The sequence below is a fragment of the Sandaracinus amylolyticus genome, from assembly GCF_021631985.1.
Lineage (GTDB): Bacteria > Myxococcota_A > Polyangia > Polyangiales > Sandaracinaceae > Sandaracinus > Sandaracinus amylolyticus_A.
The window spans coordinates 10,193,339-10,217,074 of sequence record NZ_CP070225.1; the positions used below are offsets into that span (position 1 = coordinate 10,193,339).

16 protein-coding genes are annotated in these 23,736 nt (G+C 69.0%); 8 read left to right on the forward strand and 8 right to left on the reverse strand.

What is annotated here, in order from left to right; genetic code table 11:
• Window positions 1-28 precede the first annotated feature (28 nt).
• Entirely contained in the window at window positions 29-517 is a 489-nt protein-coding gene (locus I5071_RS43410; protein ID WP_236519292.1) for a VOC family protein, read from the reverse strand.
• 69 nt (window positions 518-586) lie between these two features.
• Between I5071_RS43410 and trpS the strand changes: the two genes are divergently transcribed.
• Complete coding sequence (trpS, locus tag I5071_RS43415) at window positions 587-1,573, forward strand: tryptophan--tRNA ligase (protein ID WP_236519293.1); 987 nt, start codon at window positions 587-589, stop codon at window positions 1,571-1,573.
• Window positions 1,574-1,605: 32 nt separating this feature from the next.
• Window positions 1,606-1,959 (forward strand): hypothetical protein, encoded by a 354-nt coding sequence (locus I5071_RS43420; RefSeq protein ID WP_236519294.1) that lies wholly within the window; start codon window positions 1,606-1,608, stop codon window positions 1,957-1,959.
• On the opposite strand, the gene I5071_RS43425 is transcribed toward I5071_RS43420, so the two are convergent.
• Complete coding sequence (locus I5071_RS43425; RefSeq protein WP_236519295.1) at window positions 1,960-2,505, reverse strand: hypothetical protein; 546 nt, start codon at window positions 2,503-2,505, stop codon at window positions 1,960-1,962.
• 65 nt (window positions 2,506-2,570) lie between these two features.
• Here I5071_RS43425 and I5071_RS43430 point away from each other — a divergent pair, with 65 nt between their 5' ends.
• Entirely contained in the window at window positions 2,571-3,584 is a 1,014-nt protein-coding gene (locus I5071_RS43430) for a polysaccharide lyase (RefSeq protein WP_236519296.1), read from the forward strand.
• Here the strand turns inward: I5071_RS43430 and I5071_RS43435 are convergent, their stop codons facing one another.
• The gene (locus I5071_RS43435) at window positions 3,585-4,352 is read right to left on the reverse strand and encodes a tetratricopeptide repeat protein (RefSeq protein WP_236519297.1); all 768 of its coding nucleotides are present in this window, start codon (window positions 4,350-4,352) and stop codon (window positions 3,585-3,587) included.
• Between the two features lie 108 nt (window positions 4,353-4,460).
• On the opposite strand from I5071_RS43435, the gene I5071_RS43440 reads away from it, so the two are divergent.
• The 5 genes from I5071_RS43440 (at window position 4,461) to I5071_RS43460 (ending at window position 17,046) form a co-directional block, all read left to right on the forward strand.
• Window positions 4,461-6,140, forward strand: coding sequence for a serine/threonine protein kinase (locus I5071_RS43440; protein WP_236519298.1), 1,680 nt, complete (start codon window positions 4,461-4,463; stop codon window positions 6,138-6,140).
• A gap of 40 nt (window positions 6,141-6,180) precedes the next feature.
• Entirely contained in the window at window positions 6,181-7,908 is a 1,728-nt protein-coding gene (locus I5071_RS43445; RefSeq protein WP_236519299.1) for an ABC1 kinase family protein, read from the forward strand.
• Window positions 7,909-8,134: 226 nt separating this feature from the next.
• On the forward strand, window positions 8,135-14,464 hold the full coding sequence (locus tag I5071_RS43450; RefSeq protein WP_236519300.1) for an RHS repeat-associated core domain-containing protein: 6,330 nt from the start codon (window positions 8,135-8,137) through the stop codon (window positions 14,462-14,464).
• Between the two features lie 312 nt (window positions 14,465-14,776).
• Window positions 14,777-16,096 carry a DUF4215 domain-containing protein gene (locus tag I5071_RS43455; protein WP_236519301.1) on the forward strand — a complete coding sequence of 440 codons (1,320 nt, stop codon included), beginning with the start codon at window positions 14,777-14,779 and terminating at the stop codon, window positions 16,094-16,096.
• Between the two features lie 83 nt (window positions 16,097-16,179).
• The gene (locus tag I5071_RS43460; protein ID WP_236519302.1) at window positions 16,180-17,046 is read left to right on the forward strand and encodes a helix-turn-helix transcriptional regulator; all 867 of its coding nucleotides are present in this window, start codon (window positions 16,180-16,182) and stop codon (window positions 17,044-17,046) included.
• On the opposite strand, the gene I5071_RS43465 is transcribed toward I5071_RS43460, so the two are convergent.
• From I5071_RS43465 to I5071_RS43485, 5 genes are all read right to left on the reverse strand, one after another.
• A complete protein-coding gene (locus tag I5071_RS43465; RefSeq protein WP_236519303.1) occupies window positions 17,047-18,333 on the reverse strand; it encodes an adenylosuccinate synthetase in 1,287 nt (428 codons plus the stop codon). It lies immediately after the preceding gene.
• Complete coding sequence (locus tag I5071_RS43470; protein WP_236519304.1) at window positions 18,330-19,322, reverse strand: VWA domain-containing protein; 993 nt, start codon at window positions 19,320-19,322, stop codon at window positions 18,330-18,332. The genes I5071_RS43465 and I5071_RS43470 overlap by 4 nt, the downstream gene beginning before the upstream one ends.
• Window positions 19,323-20,222: a VWA domain-containing protein gene (locus I5071_RS43475; RefSeq protein WP_236519305.1), complete on the reverse strand. Its 900-nt coding sequence runs from the start codon at window positions 20,220-20,222 to the stop codon at window positions 19,323-19,325.
• Window positions 20,223-20,243: 21 nt separating this feature from the next.
• A complete protein-coding gene (locus I5071_RS43480) occupies window positions 20,244-21,194 on the reverse strand; it encodes a hypothetical protein (protein ID WP_236519306.1) in 951 nt (316 codons plus the stop codon).
• Window positions 21,195-21,282: 88 nt separating this feature from the next.
• Window positions 21,283-23,667 carry a hypothetical protein gene (locus I5071_RS43485; protein WP_236519307.1) on the reverse strand — a complete coding sequence of 795 codons (2,385 nt, stop codon included), beginning with the start codon at window positions 23,665-23,667 and terminating at the stop codon, window positions 21,283-21,285.
• Window positions 23,668-23,736 lie beyond the last annotated feature (69 nt).

Below are 23,736 nucleotides of genomic sequence, written 5' to 3' on the forward strand. Positions count from 1 at the left end.
TTTCGCTCGAAGCCCGAGCTGCCAGCAACTAACGCGCCGCCGCCATCGCGTCGAACGCGCGGACGACCTCGGGCGGTGCCTGCACCAGCTCGATCAGCACGCCCTCACCCGAGCGCGGATGGGCCGTATCGCCGCGCGGATGCACGAAGCACACGTCGTGTCCCGACGCGCCCTTGCGGATGCCGCCGGGCGCGAAACGCAGCCCCTGCGCCTCGAGCCACGTCACCGCGGCGCGCAGGTCGTCCACCCAGAGCCCGACGTGGTTGAGCGGCGGCTCGTGCACCTTCGGCTTCTTCTCGATGTCGAGCGGCTGCATCAGGTCGACCTCGACCGCGAAGAGCCCGATGCCCGCCATGCACACGTCCTCGTCGACGTTCTCGCGCTCGCTGGTGAACGTCTTCACCGGTGTCAGGCCGAGCAGGTCGACCCAGAGCGATCGCAGCGCGCCCTTGTCGGGCCCGCCGATCGCGATCTGTTGGATGCCCAGCACGCGGAAGGGACGCGTCTCGGTCGTCATGACCGCGGAGGTATACACCCGGGTCGTTGCAGGCCTCCACCGCCCGCGCCATCGTGCGCGCGAATCGCGATGGACCCGCAGCGCAAGATCTCGCTCACCGGCATCAAGCCCACGCACGTCCCGCACATCGGCAACTACCTCGGCGCGATCCGTCCCGCCCTGCGAATGACCGAGTCGTACGACGGCATGTACTTCATCGCCGACTACCACGCGCTCACCTCGGTGCGTGACCCGAAGGCGCTGCAGCAGGCGGTCTACGACGTGACCGCGACGTGGCTCGCGTGCGGCCTCGATCCGAAGAAGACGATCGTCTACCGCCAGTCGTCGGTGCCCGAGGTGTTCGAGCTCGCGTGGGTGCTCTCGTGCGTCGTCGCGACGGGCCAGCTCGAGCGCGGCCACGCGTACAAGGACGCGCTCGCCAAGGGCGACGTGCCCAACGCCGGAGTCTTCTACTACCCGGTGCTGATGGCCGCCGACATCCTGCTCTTCGGCGCGCAGGTCGTGCCGATCGGACAGGACCAGAAGCAGCACCTCGAGCTCGCGCGCGACATGGCGCAGCGGCTCAACCACCACTACGGCGAGGGCACGGTCGTGGTGCCCGAGGCGCTGATCACCGAGGCCCCGCTCGTGCCCGGCTTCGACGGCCACAAGATGAGCAAGAGCCGCGGCAACGGCATCCCGGTCTTCGCGTCGGCCAAGGAGCTGCGCAAGGGCGTGATGAAGTTCGTCACCGGCAGCGAGACGCTCGAGGAGCCGAAGGATCCCGAGAGCGCGACGGTGTTCCAGCTCTACGAGCTCGTCGCGACGAACGACGAGGTCGAGACGCTCGCGTCGAAGCTGCGCGCCGGCGGGTACGGCTGGGGCCACGCGAAGCAGGATCTCTACGAGGCGCTCGAGCGCGAGCTCGGGCCCTTCCGCGAGCGCTTCGAGGCGCTGCGTGGCGACGAGGCCGCGCTCGATCGGACGCTCGAGGAAGGCGCGGAGCGCGCACGAACGATCGCGCGTCGCACCGTCGCGCGCGTGCGTGCTGCGGTGGGGATCGATCGTCCCCTCTGATCGCGGGCGAGTGGTGATAGGCTGGCGCGCGCATGACGACGCGCCCGCGCCGCTGGAACCGCGTCATCCGCGTCGCGATGTTGGCGGTCATCGCGCTCGTGTGCCTCGCGAGCGCGACCGGCTGGGGGGCGGATCCCGACCTCTCGATCCCCTTCGTGTGCATCATCGCCGTGTTCGGCGTGGGCACACGCGGCGGAGTGCTCGACGCGCTGCCCTTCGTGACGATCGAAGCGGCGGTCGTGCTGCTGCTCGGCGTCGCGACGTTCTCGGGGTCGCGCGACTTCGTGTGGGCCGCGTCGGTCGCGGTGAGCCTGGTCGCGGTCGGGAAGATCGCGCTGCTCGAGCTGACGAAGGAGCCGAAGGACCCCGACGGGCCCGAGCCGTGATCAGCGCATGCCCTGGGCGTCGACGGGGCGCGTCGACGAGGCCTGCGCGACCGGCTCGCTCGCTTCTTCGTCGCCGGACGTGATCGCGCCCTCGTCGCTCACCGCGCCCTCGGCTGCCTCGGCGCGCGGCACGCCGGGCAGGAGCGCCTCGTCGCCGCTCAGGATCTCCTCCGAGACGAGCACGAAGCCTTCGTTCTCGCCGCGCCAGATCTGACGCACCGTGGTCGCGCGCAGCTCCATCGTGTGCTCGTCGATCCACGAGTAATTCACGTACGACGCGGCGCGCCCGCCCTCGAGCCCGAGGTCCATGTTCGTCACGTCGGCGTCGGCGACGTGCACCTCGGATCCCCACGCGCGATGGCTCGCGACGAACGCCGCGCGATGGCTCGGCGCGACGCGCTGCGCCGCGAGGTCGACGCGGCCCCAGCGCACCTCGTCGTTGAGCGCGTGCACCTGATCGCCGAGCCGTACCTCGGGCGAGATCGAGTCGATCATCATGCAGCCCGAGAGCGCGGCGATCGGGAGCAGCAAGGCGAGGCGCTTCATGCCGCCGACGCTATCGGTGCGCGCGAGCGCCACCAAGAAACCGGCGATCGGCTATGCTGTGCCCGGTGCGCGCGCTGGCGATGACGTGGATCGCGGGGACGGCGCTGGCGATGGCGGGATGCGTGCTGCCGCCGGTCGACCTCGAGGGGCGAGCGTGCCCATGCGCCGAGGGCTGGGTGTGCGTCGCCGGGATCTGCGAGCGCGGCGAGCGCCCGCAGATCGACGCCGGAGCCCCGAGGGATGCGTCGATGGACGCGCCGACGCCGGTCGACGCCGGCGGTGAGGACGCGGGCCGCGAAGACGCCGGCATCGTGGAGCTCGACGCCGGCTCGTTCGACGGTGGGCGGGACGCTGGTTCGCCCGACTCGGGCTCGCCCGACTCCGGCCCGCCGGACTCGGGCCCGCCCGACGGTGGCCCCGACCTCACGCACTGCGACGATCTCCACGCGGGCGCGCTCTTCTGTGACGGCTTCGAGTGGAGCTATCCGGCGGGGCGCATCAACTGGCAGGCCGACCTCCTGGAGAACGGCAACGTCACGACCGTCACGTCGCCCGCGCCGTTCTTCGGCAATCGGGCGCTCCGCGGGACGACCACCGCGCTCGGTGGGCGCGCCGCCATGACCGCGACGTTCACGCCGATCACCAGCGGTGACCTCTGGCTGCGCGGGCTCGTGTACCTCCCGAGCGCGCTCGCGGTGGACGCGATCAGCCTGCTCTACGTCGGCGCGCCCGACGGCTCGTCGGGGCTCGCGATCCAGACCTACGGCGTGACGGGCTCGGCGCGCGCGGCGACGTGGGTCGGGCCGGCGGAGTACTACGACGCCACCGGGATCAACATCCCGCGTGACCGCTGGGTCTGCCTGCAGCTCCACACGACGATCGCGGACACCGGCGGCTCGGTGGAGCTCTTCGTGAACGACGTCGGCCTCGGGCCGCGCACCAACCTGGACACCCGGCCCAACGGCGGCTTCGGCGTGATCACCGCGGGCATCGAGTACTCGGATCCCGCGACGCAGGGACCGGCGACGCTCTACATCGACGAGGTCGTCCTCTCGCGCACCCGCGTGCCCTGCGAGTGATCAGAACGCACCGTCGATCGCCAGCGATCCCGGGCCGATCCGAAGGCTGACCCGCGCGCCTTCCTGCTCTTCGCCCGCGTTCGAGACGAGATCGATCGAGCCCCAGATCGTCCCGACGAGCGCGGCGAGCCCGCCGGTGATCAGCAGCACGTTCGCGGCGATCGCGAGCGAGTCGGCGTCCTGGCTCGCCTCGACCGCGGCCGCGTGGGTCGGGGCGCGCATCGCGTCGTTGTTGCGCGCGAGCGCGAGGCCACCCACGACCGCGCCGCCGATCAACACGGCCGCGCCGCTGCCCGCGATCACCCACGGCACGACGTCGGGCCCGCGTGACGGCGGCGTCGACGGCGGTGTCGGATCGGGCGTCTCGCGATCTTCGCGGCGCAGTCGCTCACGCTCTTCCTCGAGCGCGCGCACCTCGGCGACGTGTCGCTCGAGCGACTCGAGCCGTGCGCGCACCGCGGGCGCGTCGTCGGCGTCGGGCGCTTCCTCGAGGTAGTCGCGATAGGCCTCGAGCGCGCCCTCGAGATCGCCGGCGCCCTCGAGCGCACGTGCGAGGTTGTAGGAGAGCAGCGGCTCGGAGTGCAGCTCGCGGGCCTCGCGCAGGCGATCCGCCGCGTCCGCGAATCGACCCTGTCGATACAGCTCCGCGCTCTCGCGGAATAGCTCGAGCGCGCGTGTTCGCGCGGCCGCGTCCCCCTGCTGCGCGCACGCCGGAAGCGCACAGAGTGTGATGATGAGCGCCAGCGCCATCGTCGCGACGGTGGTCACGATGTGCGAGACTCCCCGGTCCGCGACGCCCGTAATCGGCATGCCGATGTCGTTCTCGTTCGCAGCCACTGCCCGGTCCGAAAGCGGAGTTCTCGAGGAGCGCATTCGTTGAGCCTTCCCGAACGGATCGGACGCTACCGGATCCTCGGGTTCCTCGCGAGCGGAGGAATGGCCGAGATCCTCCTCGCGAAGCTCATCGGGCCGGGTGGGTTCGAGCGCGCGGTGGTGGTCAAGCGGGTGCTTCCGCACCTCGCGCGACAGAGCGAGTTCCGCGACATGTTCCTCGACGAGGCGCGGATCGTCGCGCGCATCCGTCATCCGAACGTCGTCGACGTGAGCGAGCTCGGCCAGGAAGGGCGCGAGCTCTTCATGGTGATGGAGTACCTCGCGGGCGAGAGCGTCGGCGGGCTCATGCGTCGCATCGCGGCGCGCGACTCGCGGCTCGATCCCGCGCTCGCTGCCTACGTGATCGCCGACGCGGCGGCGGGCCTTCACGCCGCGCACGAGCTGCGCTCGGAGGACTCGGTGCCGCTCGGCGTCGTGCATCGCGACGTCTCGCCGCAGAACGTGTTCCTCACCTACGACGGCGCGGTGAAGGTGCTCGACTTCGGCATCGCGAAGTTCATGGACCGCTCGGTCGAGACGCACACCGGGCAGGTCAAAGGAAAGTTCGCGTACATGTCGCCCGAGCAGTGCTGCGCGGAGAAGCTCGACGCGCGCAGCGACGTGTTCTCGCTCGGCATCTTGCTGTGGGAGCTGCTCACGGGATCGCGCCTCTTCCAGCGCCCCAACGAGCTCTTGGTGTGGAAGGCGATCGTCGAGGACGCGGTGCCGAGCGCGTCGTCGCGCCTCGTCGAGCTCGGCGCGCCGCCGCTCGCGCCCGCGCTCGAGCGCATCGTCGCGAAGGCGCTCTCGCGCGACAAGAACGTGCGCTACGCGACCGCCGACGCGCTGCGTCGCGATCTCCTCGCGTTCGCACGCACGCTCGATCCCGAGCAGCGTGGTCGCGAGCAGCTCGCCGCGCTGATGCGCGACGTGTTCCCCGATCGCATCCAGCAGAAGGAAGAGATGCTGCGGCGGGTGCGCGCGGGTGACGTGATCACCAGCGTGCCGAGCGCCGAGGTCGACATCGACGTGGTCGTCGACGTCGACGACACCGACGCCGAGGTGAAGGCACCGGGCGCGGTCTCGGCGCGCATCCTGCCGACGATCGACACCGATCCGAGCGCGAACGCGCCGGTCGAGACCGGCGTCACGCGCGGCCAGGGCGGGCCCTCGTGGCGCACGATCGCGTTCGCGTCGATGTTGCTCGTCGCGGTCGCGGTCGGCGCGGTGCTGGGGCTCGGATGGGATCGCGATCCGCCCGCGACGGCGCCGCAGCACGCGAGCGCGCCGATCGCGGCGGCGCCGCCCCCGGGAACGCCGAGCGTGACCACCACGCCCACGGTCGAGACCGCGCGCACCGTGCGCGTGCAGGTCGAGACCGTGCCGCCGGGCGCGACGGTGAGCGTCGCGGGGCAGGCGCGCGGCACCGCGCCGCTCGCGCTCGAGCTCGAGCGCGGCGATGCGCCGGTCGAGATCGCGATCCACCTCGAGGGCCATCGCGATCACGCGGAGTCGATCGTGCCCGACGTGGACCAGCGCGTGCGGCTCACGCTCGAGCGCGCGGAGACGGAGCGCGTGCGTCCGCGCGGCGGCGTGCGTGCGCGCGGGGGCGCGGCGCGCCCGACCGGTGCGCAGCAGCAGCCGCAGCCCCAGCAGGGCGGCGACTTCTTCCGCTTCGATTGACGCGGACGACGCGCGGGTGGAGTAGGGTTCGTTCGTCCGAATGGCCGAGCAGACCCACGACGGATCTCTCCTCGGCGTCGCGATCCGCGACGTCTCTCGCCTGCGCAAGGTCGTCGGCGTCGTCGCACAGCACGGCTTCGGCGAGGTGCTCACGCGCATCCCGTTCGCGGCGCAGCTGCTCGGCGCGACGCCCTCGCGGCGCGGTAAGGAGGCCGAGGGCACGCCCGCCGAGCGCTTCGCGCGTCTGCTCGCGGCGCTCGGGCCGACGTACATCAAGCTCGGTCAGGTGCTCTCGATGCGCTCGGACCTGCTCCCCGCGGAGTACGTCCAGGCGCTCAGCAAGCTGCAGGACAAGGCGCCGCCGATCCCCTACGCCGACGTGCAGAGCGTGATCGCGGAAGGGCTCGGCCGTCCTGCCGAGGAGATCTTCGCGGAGATCGATCAGGAGCCGATCGCGACGGCGTCGATCGGTCAGGCGCACCTCGCGCGCACGCGCGACGGAAAGCGCGTCGTGGTGAAGGTGCAGCGCCCCGGCATCGGCACGACGATGCGCGGCGATCTCGATCTGCTCTTCATCGCGGCGAAGGCGCTCGAGGCGAGCATCGACGAGATGCGGCTCGTGACGCCGAGCGCGATCGTCGCCGAGTTCGAGAAGAGCCTGCTGCGCGAGCTCAACTTCAGCGCGGAGCTCGCGAACCTGGTGCGCATGCGCGCGCTGCTCGATCCCGATCGCCCGGTGATCGCGCCCGCGCCGCTGCCCGAGCTGAGCTGCCGCACCGTGCTCACGATGGAGTACTTCGAGGGCCGCCCGGTGCGCGCGCTGACGCCGAAGAGCCCCGAGGCGAAGCACGCGGTCGAGCAGATCCTCCACGCGATGTGCAAGGGCGTGTTCGTCGACGGGTTCTTCCACGGCGATCCGCACGCCGGGAACATCCTGGTGAACGACGAGGGCACGCTGTGCTTCCTCGACCTCGGCCTGGTCGGGACGCTGAGCGCGGAGCAGCGCGACGATCTCGTCACGCTCGTGCTCGGGACGATCATGGACGACGCGAGCACCGTCGCGCGCGTGCTCCTGAAGATCGGCACGCCGACCCAGCGCATCGACATCGGCGAGCTCAAGAGCGAGATCACGCGCGTTCGCGCGCAGTACGTGATGGTCCGCTCGGTGAAGGACCTCGACACGCGCGGCTTCATCGAGGAGTTCGCGAACGCCGCGGGCAAGTACCGCGTGAAGCTGGCGACCGAGTACTCGGTGCTCGCGAAGAGCGCGGGCACGATCGAGGGACTGGTCCGGACGCTCGATCCCGACGTCGACGTGATTCCGATCATCCGTCCTTACGTCGAGAAGATCTTCGGCGAGCGCTGGGCGCCCGACAAAGTGGTGCAACAAGCGCTGGGCGGCGCGACCGGCATGGCGTCACTGCTGCGCACGGTGCCGACGCACGTCGATCAGATCCTGCACGACATGGAGACCGGCAACGTGCAGGTGCGGCCCATCATGCCGAAGCTCGATGCGCTGCCCGATCGACTGCACGACAGCGCGACGAGAGTGGCAGTCGCGGTCTTCAGTGCATCGATGTCGATCTGCGCGGCGATCATGGTGCCCGACCGCGCCGAGCACTTCTTCGACTACGCGAAGATCACGCTCTTCTTCGTCGCGTTCACCGCCGCTGTCGCAGGTTGGTTCGTGACGTGGTGGTGGCACTGGCTGGGGCGCGGGATCAACCTGCGCGTGACGCCTCTATTGCGGTTCTTCCGGCGCGGATGAGGCTCGAACGGTCGCTCGTGCGAGCGTGCTTGACGAGCCGTCGCGCGAGGCGTATGCGAACCTCACTCGTATGAAGACAGCTCGTCAGCATCGGCGCTGGTTTGCAGCAATAGCGATCCTCACAGGCACAGTCGTCTCTTGCGTTGAGGACCGAGGCGATGTCGAGAGAGTCGAGTTCGCGCTCGACCCAGCGCCCGAGAGTGACGCTCTTTGGCAGAGCTCCGCGGTGGGAATCACGCAGGGCGTTCCGGGCGTCACACCTGACGGTGCGTCGACGTACACGATCCCGATCGCGGCGCCTGCAGGCCCCGCGGGATTTCAGCCGAGCATCGCGCTGAGCTACAACAGCCGCGCCGGCTCGAGCGCTGTCGGCGTCGGCTGGTCGATTGTGGGCGTCTCCGCGATCACCCGCTGTCCGTACAATCTTGCTCGGGACGGACAGACTGGAGGCGTGCAGTTCGACGACGACGACGCGCTCTGTCTCGACGGCCAGCGCCTGATTCCGATGTCCGGGGAATACATGCTCGAGTCAGGGCTCGAGCGCGCGAAGCTCCACGGCGAACTTCACGATCCGGACTCGTACTTCGTCGTCCATTTGCCGAATGGCGGGCGCCGCATCTTCGGCGGACCGGGCGCTTCATTCCACCCGGAGGCTCGCGAGCTTACCCGCGATGGCGAGTCGGTCGTCGCCGAACGCCGGACCTTTCAGTGGCTGATCGCGGAAGAACGTGACGCCTCCGGTAACGTCATCGAGTACGACTGGACCGCCCCGGGCGGTCCAGATGACCCGGTCGGCGAGCCTCGAATCGAGTCGATTCGCTACGGCGGCTTCGTGTCGGAACAGGACGCGCTGCCGAGGACCGGCGAATGGCCGGACCGCGTCGGCGAGATCGACTTCGTCTGGGAGACGAATGACGGGAAGCCGATCGAGATCGGCTACCAGCACGGAGTCGAGTTCCGCCGCACCGCTCACCTCGCCACGATCGCGACGCGCACAGGGATAGGGCCCGAACGCACCCTCCGGGAGTACCAGCTCGGCGGCCGCTTCAGCGAGGCGACCGACCGATGGCTCCTGACCGATGTTCGAGAGTGCGATCACCTCGGCGTCTGTCTCGACCCAGTCTCGTTCCGATATAGCGGCGAGGATCAGCAGGACGAGCTCAAGAGCTCGTCGGTCATGGCCGCCCCCTCCGGTTGGTGGGAGGAGTGGTTCAACCGCATCGTGGTGACCCCCGCTCCCGCAGCCATCGTTCCGACCGATGTGAACGGTGATGGTGTGACCGACATTCTCTATTGGGAGGAGACGAGCGACCATGTCCGGACGCACTGGTACGTTCGCCTCGGCCGTTGGAGCGGCCAGTACGGCCCGGAGATTGATGCACGTCTTCCCGAGACACCGGTTTCCGTCGGAATGAGTGATGTGCGTCCGATCGACTTCGATCGGGACGGCGATGATGAGCTCATCTTCCGCAGGTGGGATGGCGACGCGCATCTCTGGCGAACCGATGTGTTCGAGTGGGGTGAAGACGATGATGGCTATTGGGAGATCGGGAGCGACTTCGATGGCTGCGAGGACGATCATCATTACGAGCCGCCCTACCCGGCGCTCGTGGGCGACTTCGATGGGAATGGTGCGTCGGATTTTCTCGCGTCGTGCCTGACGCACGAGGAGGTCCACAGAGACGGCGGCGTGATCAGCCACCCGCTCGCCGGTGTGCAGCAGAGGATTCGATGGCACGCGAATGCTGATTGGTTCGTGTATCACGCCGTTGACGACGTCGATTTCGTTTCGATGCCCGAGCAGTACACCGAGCTCACGACCATGCGGACGAGGAGCTATGTGCTCGACAGCGATGGCGATGGCGTAGCTGAAGTGCTGCTCGCACATCCCGCGACCCGCGGATTCTTGGCGCGTATGCGCGTCCGACCCGACGCGGAGCCCACCCTCGAACAACTCGACATCGGTCTGCTACCTAGCGTCGGACACGTCTTCCTCGATGCGAACGGGGACGGTCTCGCTGATCTGATGACCGTGCGATCGGACGGCGACATCGGGATTCGGGCCAACACCGGCCGCGGCTTCCACCCCATCGAAAACAAGGTGGAGAGCGATCCCGATCTTGAGCAGTACTACAGAGGCCGAACGACCCAAGATATCCGCGTCCTCGACTACAACGGGGACGGTCGGCAAGACTTCTTGCTGCTTCACGAAGGCAACGAAGACGGTTCGTTGCCTCCCGCCGTGATCGTGAACGTCGCCACGGCGGATGACGAAGGACGGGTTGCCTTCCATGCGCGCGTCCTTCCTGTCGCACCCGGATTTCAAGGATACCCGCGCAACTGGGCGACGACTCAAGTCATCGACGCGAATGGCGACCGGGTTCCGGATTTGGTCTCAATCGACGGCGAGACCGTCCGGGTCCACATCGCGCAGCGTGAGCTGCCTGACATCCTCCAGGCAGTCTCGGGCGACCACCCGCAGGCCACGACGTTCGAGTACAGCAGAGCCCATGCAATCATGCGGCGGGCAGTCGGCTGCTCGTACCCCATCTCGTGTGCGACGCCGGACGTCAGTGTCGTCACCGCGTCCGTGCTCCCGAACGACGCACCCTTTCCGCTCGAGAATCAGCACGACTACAGCGAGCCGCGCACGGACGTGCGTGGGCGGGGTTGGTTGGGGTTCGAGCTCGTGTGGACGAGCGAGGGTATCGCGAACGCCAGCGAGGTGCAGTACGATCTGCATACCCCATTCTCTACCGAGCCAGAGGGTGAGCGGTGGGTCGGCAGATACTCGTATGTCGGCGCACGAGTGCCGATTCGCGAGTGGCACGCAGCGCTCCTGTCCGAGAAGCGCATCTACGTCGTCGAGCACCGTCGCGACCCGGAGGTGATCTTCCTGACCGGCGACCACTCGCGGTATCTCGTTCGGACGCGTTTGCATGAGACGCGCGAGTTCGAAGTGCAGAGCGATGCGTTGGCACTCCCGCGTCCGTTTTCTGCCCTGATCGCCGGCGTCGCACCGATCATCGAACGAGCGCAGACGACTCAGTGGGACGAGCACGGATTCTCCGAGAGGGTCGAGTCCCGCATCGTCGGTGCCACGACGGAAGTCATCGAAACGCCGCGCCGTAATCGCCCCGAGCAATGGATCTTCGGACTGCCGGAGCTGGTTCGCGTTCGAAGTTGGCCCGACGTGGTGCTCGACCCGGGAACTTCCGGAACGCGCGAGATCACGCCGAAGTATGACGATCGGGGACGGCTCTACGGATTCTCGCGCGCCGGGTCGAGTGCCGCCGACTACCTCGAGATCTACTACGGTCGAGATTCGAGGGGTAACATCACGTACACGTCGTCCTCGGGGGCCGAGCCCCTCGATCCGGAAGGACGTTCGTACGGAAGCCTCCATCGCGAGAGTTGGGTCCGGTACGACCGCGACGGCGTGTATCCGATCGAGCTGGAGGACGCACTCCATCGCATTACGACGCTCCAGCATCATCACACCTCCGGCGCACTCCAGCGGGTCACGGATGCAAACAACCTCGTGCACCGTGCCTTCTTCGATGGATTCGGACGTGTGACGCGCGAGGATCCCGCGACAGGTGGGGCAGTCCTTCTGCGCTACCTCGAATCTCCGGACCGCGCCGTACGCGTTGATGTCGAAGCTGCCGACGGCAGCCGCTCCACCATCGATGTCGACTCGTTCGGGCGCACCCGGCGAACACGACGATCGATTCATTCCGGCACCACCCAGCGCTGGTCGGTGGTCAGTCGGACGTACGATTCACGCGGCCGTCTCTCGGGCGTGACGCTCCCCGCATTCGAGGGAGAAGGCGCCGAGTCCATCGTGCTCACGTATGACGCGCTCGATCGCCCTCTCACGCGCTCGCATGCAGGGCGGCTGACTCAGTACAGGTACGACGGCCTCTCCGTCAGGATCACGAACCCCCGAGGGTTCGTTAAGGAGTACGCGTACGATCGCGCCCGGCGACTCGTGAGCGCCGACGAGGGACCCGACGGCACTCGGACTCGGTACGGATACGGCCCGTTCGGCGTTCTGGAATCGGTCGACTCGGGCGATGACGTCGTCTGGAAGGCTGGCTACGACACGTGGGGCCGGCGAACCACGCTGTGGGACCCCGATAGCGGCGCCGAAACGACTCTCTACGACAGCTTCGGCGACCCGGTGTACTCACGAAACGCCGTTGGCGAGATCATCGAGGCGCGACGAGACGTGTTGGGCCGCCAGACGCGGCGGATCTCCTCCGTCGATGGCGAGACGTCGTTCGTGTGGGACGACGCGGTGGACGGAATCGGCAGATTGAGTGTCACCTGCGCCGAAAATGGCGCGGTGTGCACCGAGTACGACTATGATGCTCGTACCGGACAGCGAACGAGAGAGCGTCTGGTCGTGAGCGGCGTCGGGACGTACGACACCGAGCTCGGGTACGACTCCTTTGGACGAGTCTTTCGCATCGCGTATCCGGAGGTGCCGGGTCGCGCGACGCGATTCGCCCTCCGATTCGAATACGACGGCAGCGGTGCGCTCGACCGCGTCCGCGAGGATCGAACGGGCGGCGCCACCTTTTACGACGTTCTCGCGCGCGATGCGAGGGCCCACGCCACGTCCGAGGCGCTCGGTCCGATGACGGGCTCCCGCACCTACGATGCAGCGACGGGCCTGTTGAGGACCACCCGTGTGCGCCGACCCAGCGGGTCCGGTTGGGAGGACCTCCAGTATCTCGGGTTCACATACGACGATCACGGCAATCTCGAACAGCGTGCCGACGTGGTCAGCGGGCGGATGGAGACGTTCGGATACGATTCACTGGACCGACTCGAGATGTGGCGTGTCGATTCCGGAACTCCGACGAACTACGCGTACGACGGCCGCGGAAACCTCACTCACTACGCAGGCGTCCGTCAGGACTTCGGGCCCGACGGAAGCACCGGGTTCTACGGCCCGCACGCGATTCGGCAGCGCGGTTCGGTGCGATACGCGTATGACGTAGCGGGACGACAGACGTCCGGAGGCGGCCGGACGCAGATCACATACACGAGTGCCGGCCTGCCTCGCCGTGTTCGCCTGACGAGCGGCACGCAGGCGGACTACAACTACGACTCATTCGGTCATCGCGTTCGTGCGCGCACGGGCAGCGCGAGCACCGTCTACGCAGGCGACCTGTTCGAGGCGCGCACGAGCGGGACGACGACGACCTACGTGTTCCACATCTTCGCTGGTGGCCGCGAGCTCGCGCAGATCACGCGCACCGGAACGACGGAGCGCGTCTCGTACCTCTTGACCGACCATCTGGGAACCCTCGATGCCGTCACCGACAGTGCTGGCGCGGTCGTGGAGCGGTTCCGCTACGACCCGTTCGGCAGCCGCGTGAACGCCGCCGGCAGCACGTCGGCGACCCAACGGCATCGTTGGGTGGGTCACGAGTCCGACGACGCCACCGGCCTAATCAACATGCGCGGCCGTATGTACGATCCGCAGACTGGCCGGTTTCTCAGCACGGATCCGCTGTCGCTCACGCCTGCGGTACCGCAGTCGCTCAACTCGTATTCGTACGTACTGAACAACCCGTCGTCTTTGCGGGATTCGACGGGCTGGTGGTGCGACGGACTCAGCTTCTCGGTGTGTCCCGATGGATCGAGGCCCAGCGATGCCGGTGGATCCGCGGGAGCGAGCATCGGGCCCGGGAGCTCGTGGGGCCCGCTGCCGGCGAGCGCGGCAGGATCGGCACCGATGGCCGACTCCGCCGGTTCGATGCCCACCGTCGCGCAAGCCGATTGGTTCGGAAACGATTCGTGGGAGCAGGACGTCGTCGAGTTCGCGGATTGGCTTGACAACAGCGGAACGGCGGACTTTCTCGCCGGCGCTGGCGATGTGATGACGCTCGGGTTCGCGTGGGCCTTCCGCGAAGTCACCGACGTCGACGGTGGTGCCATTGACACGTCAAGCGATGAGTATGCTGGCGGTGTGGTGGTCGGCGCGGCGGTCGTCGGTGGCGGCGCTCTCGGCGCCTCAGCCGGCGGAGGCGCCGTGGTAGGCGATGTCCTCGCAGCTCGCGTGCTTTCGAGCGCCGCCGCGAGGACGGGTTGGACGGTTGGGACTGAGTGGGCCTACGCCGAGGTGGCGGGTGGTGCCGCGCTTGGAGGTGGCGTCGTTGCGATGACCGGCGGCGGAGGCGGTGGTGGTGGCGGTGCACTACGCCTGGCACTCGGCATCAATCGTGGAGGACTCGTCGAGAAGTTCGCGAGCCGCATCGGCGCAAGCACCTATTGGAACCTATTCGCGGACACTGGCGATGTGCGCGTACTCGCCGCGAATCTGCAGAGCGCGATGAATCGCGCATCGCGGATTGATTTTAATCTCACCGGGATGCTGGGGCCTGGACGTACTGCTGCGGATCTGCTCCGCTGGGGCGCTGATGGGCCGGGCCAAGGGAATGTGACGAATTGGGAGTTTTTTCAGGTGGTGACACACCACGCATCCAAGGCCGTGTTCCACCTGGATGGGAGAGTCGTTACACTTGCGGAGCTGGGGCTGTAGATGAATCACGACGAAGTAGGGCGGCTGCTTAGTGATGGTTCGTGGCACGTGCTCGTGCTTGAGTTTGGCGCGACCCACGGCGTCATGAGACTTGCAGCCCATCGAGGCGATTACCCGCGCCATCGCGAGGTGATTTGCGGGGGCACGAGCTACTTCCGCGGCGCGCTCGCTGGCGGTCCGTACAGACTCGCGATCCATCGCGAAACGCGCGCCGACGGTACGGAGATCACGCTCCAGTCGGACGACGGTACGTTTGAGCTCCGCTGTCGGCGCATTCTGCTCGGCGCAGGCCGAGGCTGAGCAGTATCCACGATGCTGTTTCGGCCGCGGCAGCTCGGATTGGCGGTCGTTGTTGCGGGCGTGGCGGGTTGCGTGCTGCCACCGGCCGCGGACGAAATACGCGATCCGTGGATCGACGGCGGTCCGCCACCGAACGCCGAGCGCTGCGAAGTGCTCTTCCCGTGGTACGAAGGCTCCTGCGCCGACGGCAACAAAGACGATGGTGACGGCTGCTCGCGCGGATGCGAAATCGAAGACGGTTGGGATTGCGCGAGCGGAGTGTGCCTGCCGATCTGTGGCGACGATCTCGTGGTCGGCGACGAGGTTTGCGACGACGGTGTGGCCGGTCGACTCGACTACTGCGCAGACGACTGTCGTGCGGTGACCGGCTCCTGCGGTGATGGCGTCCTGCACGACAACGAAGGCTGTGAAGGCGAGCTGCATCAGGGCGTCGCGCACGACGTGCGCTGGCGATGCGGAGATCTTTGTCAGGTCGAGATCCTCGATCGCGATGTCACGCTCGCCGACCGGTTCGGCTGCGCGCTGCGTGCTGACGGGCTCGCTCGGTGCTGGGGCCCTGAGGCGCCGCCGATCCCCGAGGATGAACGCTTCGTCTCGTTGCACGCAGGCAGCACGCTCGTCTGCGCGGTTCGTGAGGACGGCTCACCCGCGTGCTGGGGTGACTCGTCTCCGTGGTACGAGGAAACTGCCCAGGCGTTCGTCGGCGCGTGGGCTCCTACGGATCGCCTCGCGATCATCCGAGTGGCTCGGGACGAAGGAATCTTGTCCAGCGTGCTCTTCGGGATCACGACCACCGGTCGCGCGGAGGCATTTGCGGCCGACCGCCGCGAGTGGGCGCTGTGGGACGGTCATTTCGTGTCGTTCGGCGAGACTCGATACGTCGAGATGGCCCCGAGCAGTGGCAGCACGGGCTGCGCGTTCACGGCCGACTACAATTCGGTCTGCTGGAGTCTCGACCGCGGAGACACTGCCCCGATCCAGCCACCCGGGTCGATTCGCGGCTACCACCACGGATGCTGGCTGCCGGCCGACGGGTTCCACCCCGAGTGCCGGAACATGTACGGCGCCGTCTCGCTCCCGCGCACGTTCTTCGGGGAGCGCATCGCGAGCTTCGCGCCTGATGGACGTTGTGCGCTCCGTCCCGACGGCACGGTCAATCGACTCGCCGTCGAGTACGGCGCATCCGGGCCCGTGCCCGGGCGCTTCGGCGCCATCGAGTGTGATGAGCAGGGGGCTGGGTGTGGGGTCACCTTCGGTGGCCAGATCGCGTGCTGGGAGGGCAGGGAGGGTCGCGCCGCGGTGACGCCGGATTTCGATCCATTCGCCGATTGACCTCTGCGGGCTGAACATCCGAGCATCACTCGTGCGTGTGATTGCTCGCGTTGGACCACGGTTCTAGATGCCCCGGGGCCCGCATGTCCGAAGTCCTGCCCTCGCTCGTGCGTGCCTTCGTCGAAGTGATCGAGGACGCCGACCTCGATCCCGTCGGCGCGCGCGCGGGGCTCCCGGCGATCGAGCGCGCGTTGCGAGGCGAGGCCGAGCGGGTGCCGTGGGACGAGTACGCGGCGATGCTCAATCGCGTCGGCACCAAGCTGACGCCGGTCGAGCAGGAGCTGCTCGGTGAGCGGTACACCGGGTTCGTCAGCGAGTTCCGCGTCCTCGCGCAGCTCGCCGTCTCGCCGGTGCGCCTCTTCCGGGTGGCGCTCGGGACGCTGCACGTGACGTGGCCCCACGCGCGCTTCGAGCACGCGTGGGTCGGCGAGCGCGAGGCGACGGTCGACGTCGAAGTGCCGGCGCCGTATCTGCCGTGCCCTTTGTGGCTGCGCGCGTCGGTGGGGCTCTTCCGCGCGCTGCCGCGCCTGATGAGCCTGCCCGACGCCGAAGTGGAGCACGAGCTCGGTGAGCGCGGCGGGCACTACCGCCTTCGCCTGCCGGCCTCGGGCACGATCGTCGCGCGCGCGCGGCGCGCGGTCGACGCACGCGAGCTGAGGTTGCTCGCCGATCACCTGCTCGACGCGGTGATCGAGCCGCCGCGACCGTCGATCGGATCGGTGCCCGACGTGCTCACGCTGCAGCGTGCGTGGGGCCTCACGCGGATGGAGGCGCGCGTCGCGCGGCGGCTCGCGACCGGGATGCGGCTGAAGGACGTCGCGCGCGATCTCGGGATCTCGCAGGAGACCGCGCGCACGCACCTCAAGCAGCTCTTCTCGAAGACCGACACGAACCGGCAGGTCGCGCTCGTCGCGTTGCTGCGCGGGCTGCCGCTCGATCGCTCCGAGTGATCATCGCCGCCACCGCTTCGCGCTCGCGGTGGGCCCGCTCGAGGTGATCGCGATGGGCACGCCGAGCAGCTCCATCGGCGATCCGTCGAGCGGCTCGTAGCGCGGCGTCACCTCGCGCAGTGCGCGCCCCAAGCGGGCTTGGTGATCGAGATCGCCCTCGCGCAGGTCGATCGCGCGACCGTGCGCGTCGTGCACGAAGAGCTCGCGATCGTCGGCCCACTCGTACGACGTCGCGACACGATCGAGCGCCGCCGTGCGATCGAGGTGCGTGATCGCGAGCGCATCGACACCACCGCAGACCCGCGCCGCATAACGAGCGAGCACGAGGTCGGGATGTCCGACGCGGAACGTGCCCTGCCAGCCGCGCGCGTCGTTGTGCGGCTCGGGCAGTCGCAGGCCGCGATCCTCGGTGGGGAACGGGCCTTCTCCGTGACGGGTCGGATAGGTGCGCAGCACGCCCAGCACCGTGGTCTCGTCGCGATGTCCGTGCTGCGCGAGCAGCTCCCTCGCGCCCCGTGCGGTGCAGTCGCTCCAGGTGGTGTGAGGATGGAAGCCGAATCGCTGGTCGAGCAGCACGCCCTGCGCGCCCTCGAGCACCACGTCGCGCTCGTCTCGCAGCACGGCATCGAGCGCGTCGTCGGCGACGACGTTCGACGCGAGCTGCGCCGCGGCCTCGCACCATCGCGCGACCAATTCGCGATCGCCGAAGATCGCGAGCTCTGCGTGCGCCTCGCCGAGCGCGGCGCGCTCTTCACTCAGGCTCGCCCACACCCTCGCTCGCGCTCGCTCCGCCTTCGCACGCAGTCGTGTGATCTCACGGAGATCGCCCGCGCGCACGACGTCGTCCGACTCGAGCGCATCGCGCACCGCCTCGCCGAATCCGACTCCGCACGTGCCGTGTCGCCCGGCACCGCGTGCCGATTCCCGCGCTCGATTGGCGCTCTGGTGCCACGGCGTGATGACTCGCGCGCGCTCCGCGATTCTAACGCGCGACAGCGCATCCCGGACATCGACTCTCTCGAGATATCGCGCCTCGACGAGCATCGCAGTCGGATGGATCACCATCCGCTCCGACAAGAACGTCTCGACGCCAGGCACGAAGCTGCCTGCGCCGAATTGCGAGAACGTGTGCACGCGCCCGTCGTCGGTCACGACGGTATGGCCCGCCTGGGCGCCGCCGTTCCAGCGCACGACCACGCGCGCCCCGGTCTCGCGCACCAGGAAGTCGGTGATCGTGCCCTTGCCCGAGTCGCCGAACCCGAGGTCGACGACGACCCACGCGCTCATCGCGGCGGATGCACGCGCCGGTGTCCGCTCGACGTCTCGTGCCCCGTCGGCAGCGACGCGCGCTCGTCGAGCGCCGGCAGTGGCGCGCCGTCCTTGCCGATCGTCGCGGCCCACGGCGTCAGCGCGCGCACGGCGGCACCGATGCGCTCGCGCGGCACGCCGCGCTCACCGAGCTTCCGCGCGAATGCGTCGACGTCCGCGATCGCACCTTCGCTCATCGCGACGATCCCCGCGATGCACGCGGTCGTGTCGGCCGGGCTCTCCATGCAGATCACGCGATCACCGAGCAGGTCGCGCCACGCGTGCTCGCACTGCGCGCGTCGCTCGAGATCCGGGATCAAGAAGAACGGCTCGACCACGCGCGACGCTTCGTCGACCACGACCGAGAGCGGCAGATCGTCCTCGAGCTCGTCGCCGAGCACGCTGCGCACCGCCGAGCGCGAGAGCGCGGGATAGGGCTTCTCGTCGCCGGTGAGGAACAGATATCCACGCTGGTCGCGCTTCTCGAGACAGTCGAGCTCGAGGTGTCGCGCCGCGAAATACAGTGCGAGCTCGTACGACTCGTTGCCGAACGCGCCGCCCTGTCCCTCGAGCCACGTCCACGTGAGCCACTGATCCATCAGCTCGGCCGTCGACTCGAACTGCCCGATCTGCAGCGGCGCACGATCGTGGAACGCGTCTCCGATCGCCATGAAGAGCACCTGGGGATCGTCGACGCCGTGCTCGTTCAGGAGTCGAATCAGTCCGGGCAGCTCCTCTTTCGCGAGGCGCTCCGGGATCTCGCCCATCGATCCCGTCACGTCGAGCGCCATCACGATCGCGAGCGAGCGCGGATGTCCGCCGCTGTCGCGCGCTTCGCGGACCCGTACGCCGTGCGGGCGCATCAGCGGGTGCACCTCGCGCTGCTTGAACACGGCCTGCACCGGCAGGTCGCGGCGCGCCTCGGTGATCGCGCGATGCGCCTCGTAGCTGTACCCGCCGAAGCCCACTCAGACCTTCCCGAGGGTGCTGGCCCACGGCGCGATCGCGCTCGCGACGCGATCCACACGTGCGGCGGACAGACCCGCATCGACGAGGCGCTTCGAGAGCGCGGCGACGTCCGACACCACACCTTCCTGCAGCGCGACGATGCCTGCGGCGACCGGACACGTGTCCTCGGGGCTCGCGAGCACGATCGTCTGCTCGCCCAGGTGCTTTCTCCAGAAGCCCGCGACATTCGCGCCGCGCTGCGGATCGGGCACCAGGAAGAACGGATGGAACGTGCGCCTGCAGTCCGCGATCACCTGCGCCAGCGGGACGTCGCCCTTCAGCTCGTCGCCGACGAACTGCTTCACCCACTGCGCCTTCAGCGCGTCGTAGCAGGGCTCGTCTCCCGTCATGAAGAAGAAGCCCTTCTTCCCGCGCTTCTCGTAGCAATCCATCTTCGTGTGGTGCGCGGCGAAGTGGAACGCGAGGTCGTACGACTCGTACGCGCTCGCGCCGCCGCCCATGAGCCAACACCACGTCAGCCACTGATCCATCAATTGCGCAGTCGACTCGAACTGTCCGACCTGCAGCGGCGCGACCCCGCCTGCGGCGTCCTGGAACGCCATGAAGAGCACCTGTGGATCGGCCACGCCCGCATCGAGCAGCGCCTTCATGAACGTCGGCAATTCGGTGCGCGCGATCTGCTCGGGGATCGCGCCCATCGAGCCGCTCACGTCGAGCGCGAACACGATGCTCGTGGTGTTCGGATGATCGTCGCTGTCACGTGACTCGCGGTGCTTCACGCCCTTGGGATCCATCAGCGGATGGATCGAGCGCTGCGTGAACACCTGCTGCGCCGGCACCGCCGCTCGCCGTGCGGTGATCGCCTGGTGCGCCTCGTAGCTGTAGCTGCCGTAACCCATCGCTCCCCCTCCCGTCGACGTTCACCAGCCCGGCATCGCGAACGGCACGAAGCGCGGCGGACCGAACGCCTCGCGCGCCACGCGATCGAGCCGGTCCTTCAGCGCCCACGCGTCGCTCTCCATGTCGGCGTCGCCGCGCGCGTGCGTCTCGAGCAGCTGCGCGAGCGGCGCGGGAATGCTCTGCGAGCCCAGCACCTTCCGCATCACGCGCGCGCTCATCGTGAGATCGGTGTGCGTCGACACCGGCACACCGTTCATCGCCTCGCTCGGATAGAAGTCCTCCGCGCCCTCGGTGAGCGCGACGAGCGACTCTCCGGGGCGCGCCGCGCGCGACCACCCCACGAGCACCACGCCGTGATCGCGCGCGTGCACGATCAGGTGCTCCGGCAGCACGGCGCCGTGCACCCATCCGCTGCGGTGCGTCCATCCGAGCTGCTCGAGGATGCGCTTCCACATCCACACGCTGGTCTCCGCGCTCACGCCGCTCGGATACGCGTCGAGGACATCGCGCATCGTGTGCACGAAGCCGCTCCGCCATCGCATCACCGAGACGCGCCGCTCGCCCTCGTCGCCGTGCAGCCCGAGCCGCGCGAGGCCGTGCGCGACGCGCTGGGGCACGAGCCGCGTGAAGTGCGCCGCGCCCGCGACCCGGCTGTTCTCGAGCGACTCGAGGACCCACTGCTCGCGCTCCAGCAGATCCCGATCGCCGTGGGCGCGCAGCGCCTTGATCGACACGAGCTCGGTGAGCCGGCGATCGCGACGCGCGAGGAACACGTCGCTTCCCTCGCCGCGCGCGAGCCGACCGAGGAGCGCGTAGCGCGCGCCGCCGATCCACGCGCGAGGGCGCGCCGGATCGACGAGCGGCTCGTCGCACGCCTCGTGCGCTGCGGGCTGCCAGCCGCCGGGACCGGGCGCGAGGAGCGCAGCGCAGTACTCACAACGTCGAGCGCGCGTCGCGGACGGGGGCGGCATCGGCGCGCCGCAGCTCGGGCACTTGTGCTGTGCGTAGCTCCCCACCCCATTCGCGATTACCAGATCCCGCGCGGCGACGACAAGCGCCTCACTCCCACCGCCAGAGCGCCAGTCCGATCGACGGCGAGGTGCCCGCGCGATCGAAGCTCCCTCCGACGTACACACCTTCGTCGAGCGAGACGATCGCCTCCACACCGTCGCTCGTGCCGCGTCCGAGCCCGACCCACGACGTGCCGGTGAACGCCGCGACGAACGACGACTCGCTCCCCGGCACCTCGAACACGCCGCCGGCGAACAGCACGTCGCCCAGGGTGTGCAGCGCCTCGACGGAGTTGCCGTCGATCGCACCGACCGACTCCCACGCGGTGCCGTTCCACATCGCGACGCGACCGAGCGCGGTCTCGCCGCTCCGCGCGAACGATCCCGCGACGACGAGGCGACCGTTCCACCACGCGAGCGCGAGCGCTCCGTCCCCTGCGCGGCCGAGCCCTTCGCCGTACGCGTGCCATCGCTCGCCGTCCCAGCGCGCGATGTTGTTCACCACGAGCTCGTCCTCGCCGACGCGCTCGAAACGTCCCGCGACGATCAGATCGCCGCTCTCGGGATCGACCAGCAGATCCTGCGGGACCGCGAGGTGCTCGCCTTCGATCGGATAGCCGCGCAGGCCACCGATCTCGCGCCACGCCTCGCCGTTCCACACCGCGAGCTGTCCTGGGAAGTCGCCGCCCGCGTAGACGAGATCACGATCGTCGGGCGACGCGGTCTCGTGCACCGCCACGGCCCACACGCGTCCTTCGAGGCTCTCGCCGAGCGGCTGCCACGCGTCGTGCTCCCACAGCGCGACGTTGCGGAAGCGCGGCGACTCCGAGGGATCGCGGAACGATCCGCCGATCACCACACGACCGTCCCGCGTCACGTCGATGTCGATCACCTCGCCCGCGACGCCTCGGCCCATCGCCGCGAAGCCCACGCCCGGTCGATATCGCGCGACGTTGTCGACGCGCACCTGCCCCGCGTACTCGAACGCGCCGCCGACGTAGATCTCGCACGAGCGGTGTCGCGCGAGCGCGTGCACCTGCCCCGCGACGCTGTCGTAGCGCTCGGTGGGCGTGCGCAGCCCGCTCCAGTAGGTGCCATCCCATCGCACGACGTGACCGACGCGCTGGCTCCCGGCGCGCGTGAAGAGACCACCGAAGTACACGCTCCCATCGGGCGCGACCGCGGCGACGCGCACGTTGTCCTGCCCGTGGCCGAAGCCGACCTCCGCGAAGAGCCCGCCGACGTCGCGATATCGCGAGCCGTCCCAGCGCGCGACCGCGCTCACCTCGAGCGGCTCGTCGGGGTTCACCAGATCGAACGCGCCCGCGACGTACATGCCGCTCGGCGCGAACACGACCGCGCGCACCGCCTTCGTGGTCCCGGGACCGCTGGCCTCCATCACGCCGCGACCGATCAGCGCCCATCGATCGCCGGTCCAGCGCGCGATGCTGCCGCCGTTCTCGTTCGTGTCGTCGAGCATGAAGTCGCCGCCCGCGACGAGCGTCGAGTCGCTCGGATCGACGGTGAGCTCGTAGATGCTCGCGACGCCGAGCTCGCCGTACGCCTGCACGTCGAGCGGCATGCTGCGCGCGGTCCACGTCGTTCCGTCGAAGCACGCTGCGCTGTGCGCTTCGATCACCCCGAGCGTGCTGAACGCGCCGCCGACGCAGAACGCGTGCTCGCCGCGCGCGAGGAACGTGTGGATCGTCCCGGGCACGGCATCGCCGCAGAATTCGCACTCGATGCGCGCCTGGAGCCCCTCGTAGCCGCTCCAGCGCGCGCCGTCCCAGCGCGCGATCGATCGCACATCGACGTCGCCGATCGCCTCGAAGCTCCCCACCGCGAAGAGCGACGGGCCGAGGAACGCGAGCTCTTCGACCGCGCCGATCGCCTCTCCGATCAGCGTCCACGTCGTGCCGTTCCAACGCGCGATGCGCGAAGGCTCGGACTCCAGGTCGAGCGCGAACGCGGCGTACACGCTTCCGTCGGGGCCGATCGCGAGCGAGCTCACCGGGCCCGCGACACCTTCGCCGAGCGCGCGCCATCCGTCCCGCCCGTCCCATGCCGCGACGTTCGAGGCCGGCGCGTATCCGGCGGTGGTGAACGTGCCGCCCACGTACACGACGCCGCGCGCGTCGATCGCGATCGCGTCGACGCTCGGGAGATCACCGCCCACGCCGGGGCTCGCGAAGCGCTCCGCCCACGCACCCTCGTTGGGCCGCGCAGGCACCCGCGGATCGCGCGCGGCGCACGCCGATCCGCCGTCGGGCGGTCCCGCGTCGACGTCGGTGACGACGAGCCCGTCGAGCGCGATCCGCGCGTCGGCGGGCCGCACGCCTCCGTCGCGATCGGAGAGCAGCGGCGCGCTGGTGCACGTGCACGCGCCGACGGTCAGCGCGGCGCATGCAGCGCCCGCGAGACGGATGAGATCCATGCGGCTCCTGGCGCGCACGAACCGGCTCGCAGGCCGTTCGTTCGTCGCGCCGTGAAGTCGCGGATCGGA

What these genes read in the sequence shown, in the direction of transcription:
- I5071_RS43410 (WP_236519292.1), bottom strand. Translation starts at nt 517, where the DNA reads ATGACGACCGAGACGCGTCCCTTCCGCGTGCTGGGCATCCAACAGATC.
- trpS (WP_236519293.1), top strand. Translation starts at nt 587, where the DNA reads ATGGACCCGCAGCGCAAGATCTCGCTCACCGGCATCAAGCCCACGCAC.
- I5071_RS43420 (WP_236519294.1), top strand. Translation starts at nt 1,606, where the DNA reads ATGACGACGCGCCCGCGCCGCTGGAACCGCGTCATCCGCGTCGCGATG.
- I5071_RS43425 (WP_236519295.1), bottom strand. Translation starts at nt 2,505, where the DNA reads ATGAAGCGCCTCGCCTTGCTGCTCCCGATCGCCGCGCTCTCGGGCTGC.
- I5071_RS43445 (WP_236519299.1), top strand. Translation starts at nt 6,181, where the DNA reads ATGGCCGAGCAGACCCACGACGGATCTCTCCTCGGCGTCGCGATCCGC.
- I5071_RS43455 (WP_236519301.1), top strand. Translation starts at nt 14,777, where the DNA reads ATGCTGTTTCGGCCGCGGCAGCTCGGATTGGCGGTCGTTGTTGCGGGC.
- I5071_RS43460 (WP_236519302.1), top strand. Translation starts at nt 16,180, where the DNA reads ATGTCCGAAGTCCTGCCCTCGCTCGTGCGTGCCTTCGTCGAAGTGATC.
- I5071_RS43465 (WP_236519303.1), bottom strand. Translation starts at nt 18,333, where the DNA reads ATGAGCGCGTGGGTCGTCGTCGACCTCGGGTTCGGCGACTCGGGCAAG.
- I5071_RS43475 (WP_236519305.1), bottom strand. Translation starts at nt 20,222, where the DNA reads ATGGGTTACGGCAGCTACAGCTACGAGGCGCACCAGGCGATCACCGCA.
- I5071_RS43480 (WP_236519306.1), bottom strand. Translation starts at nt 21,194, where the DNA reads ATGCCGCCCCCGTCCGCGACGCGCGCTCGACGTTGTGAGTACTGCGCT.
- I5071_RS43485 (WP_236519307.1), bottom strand. Translation starts at nt 23,667, where the DNA reads ATGGATCTCATCCGTCTCGCGGGCGCTGCATGCGCCGCGCTGACCGTC.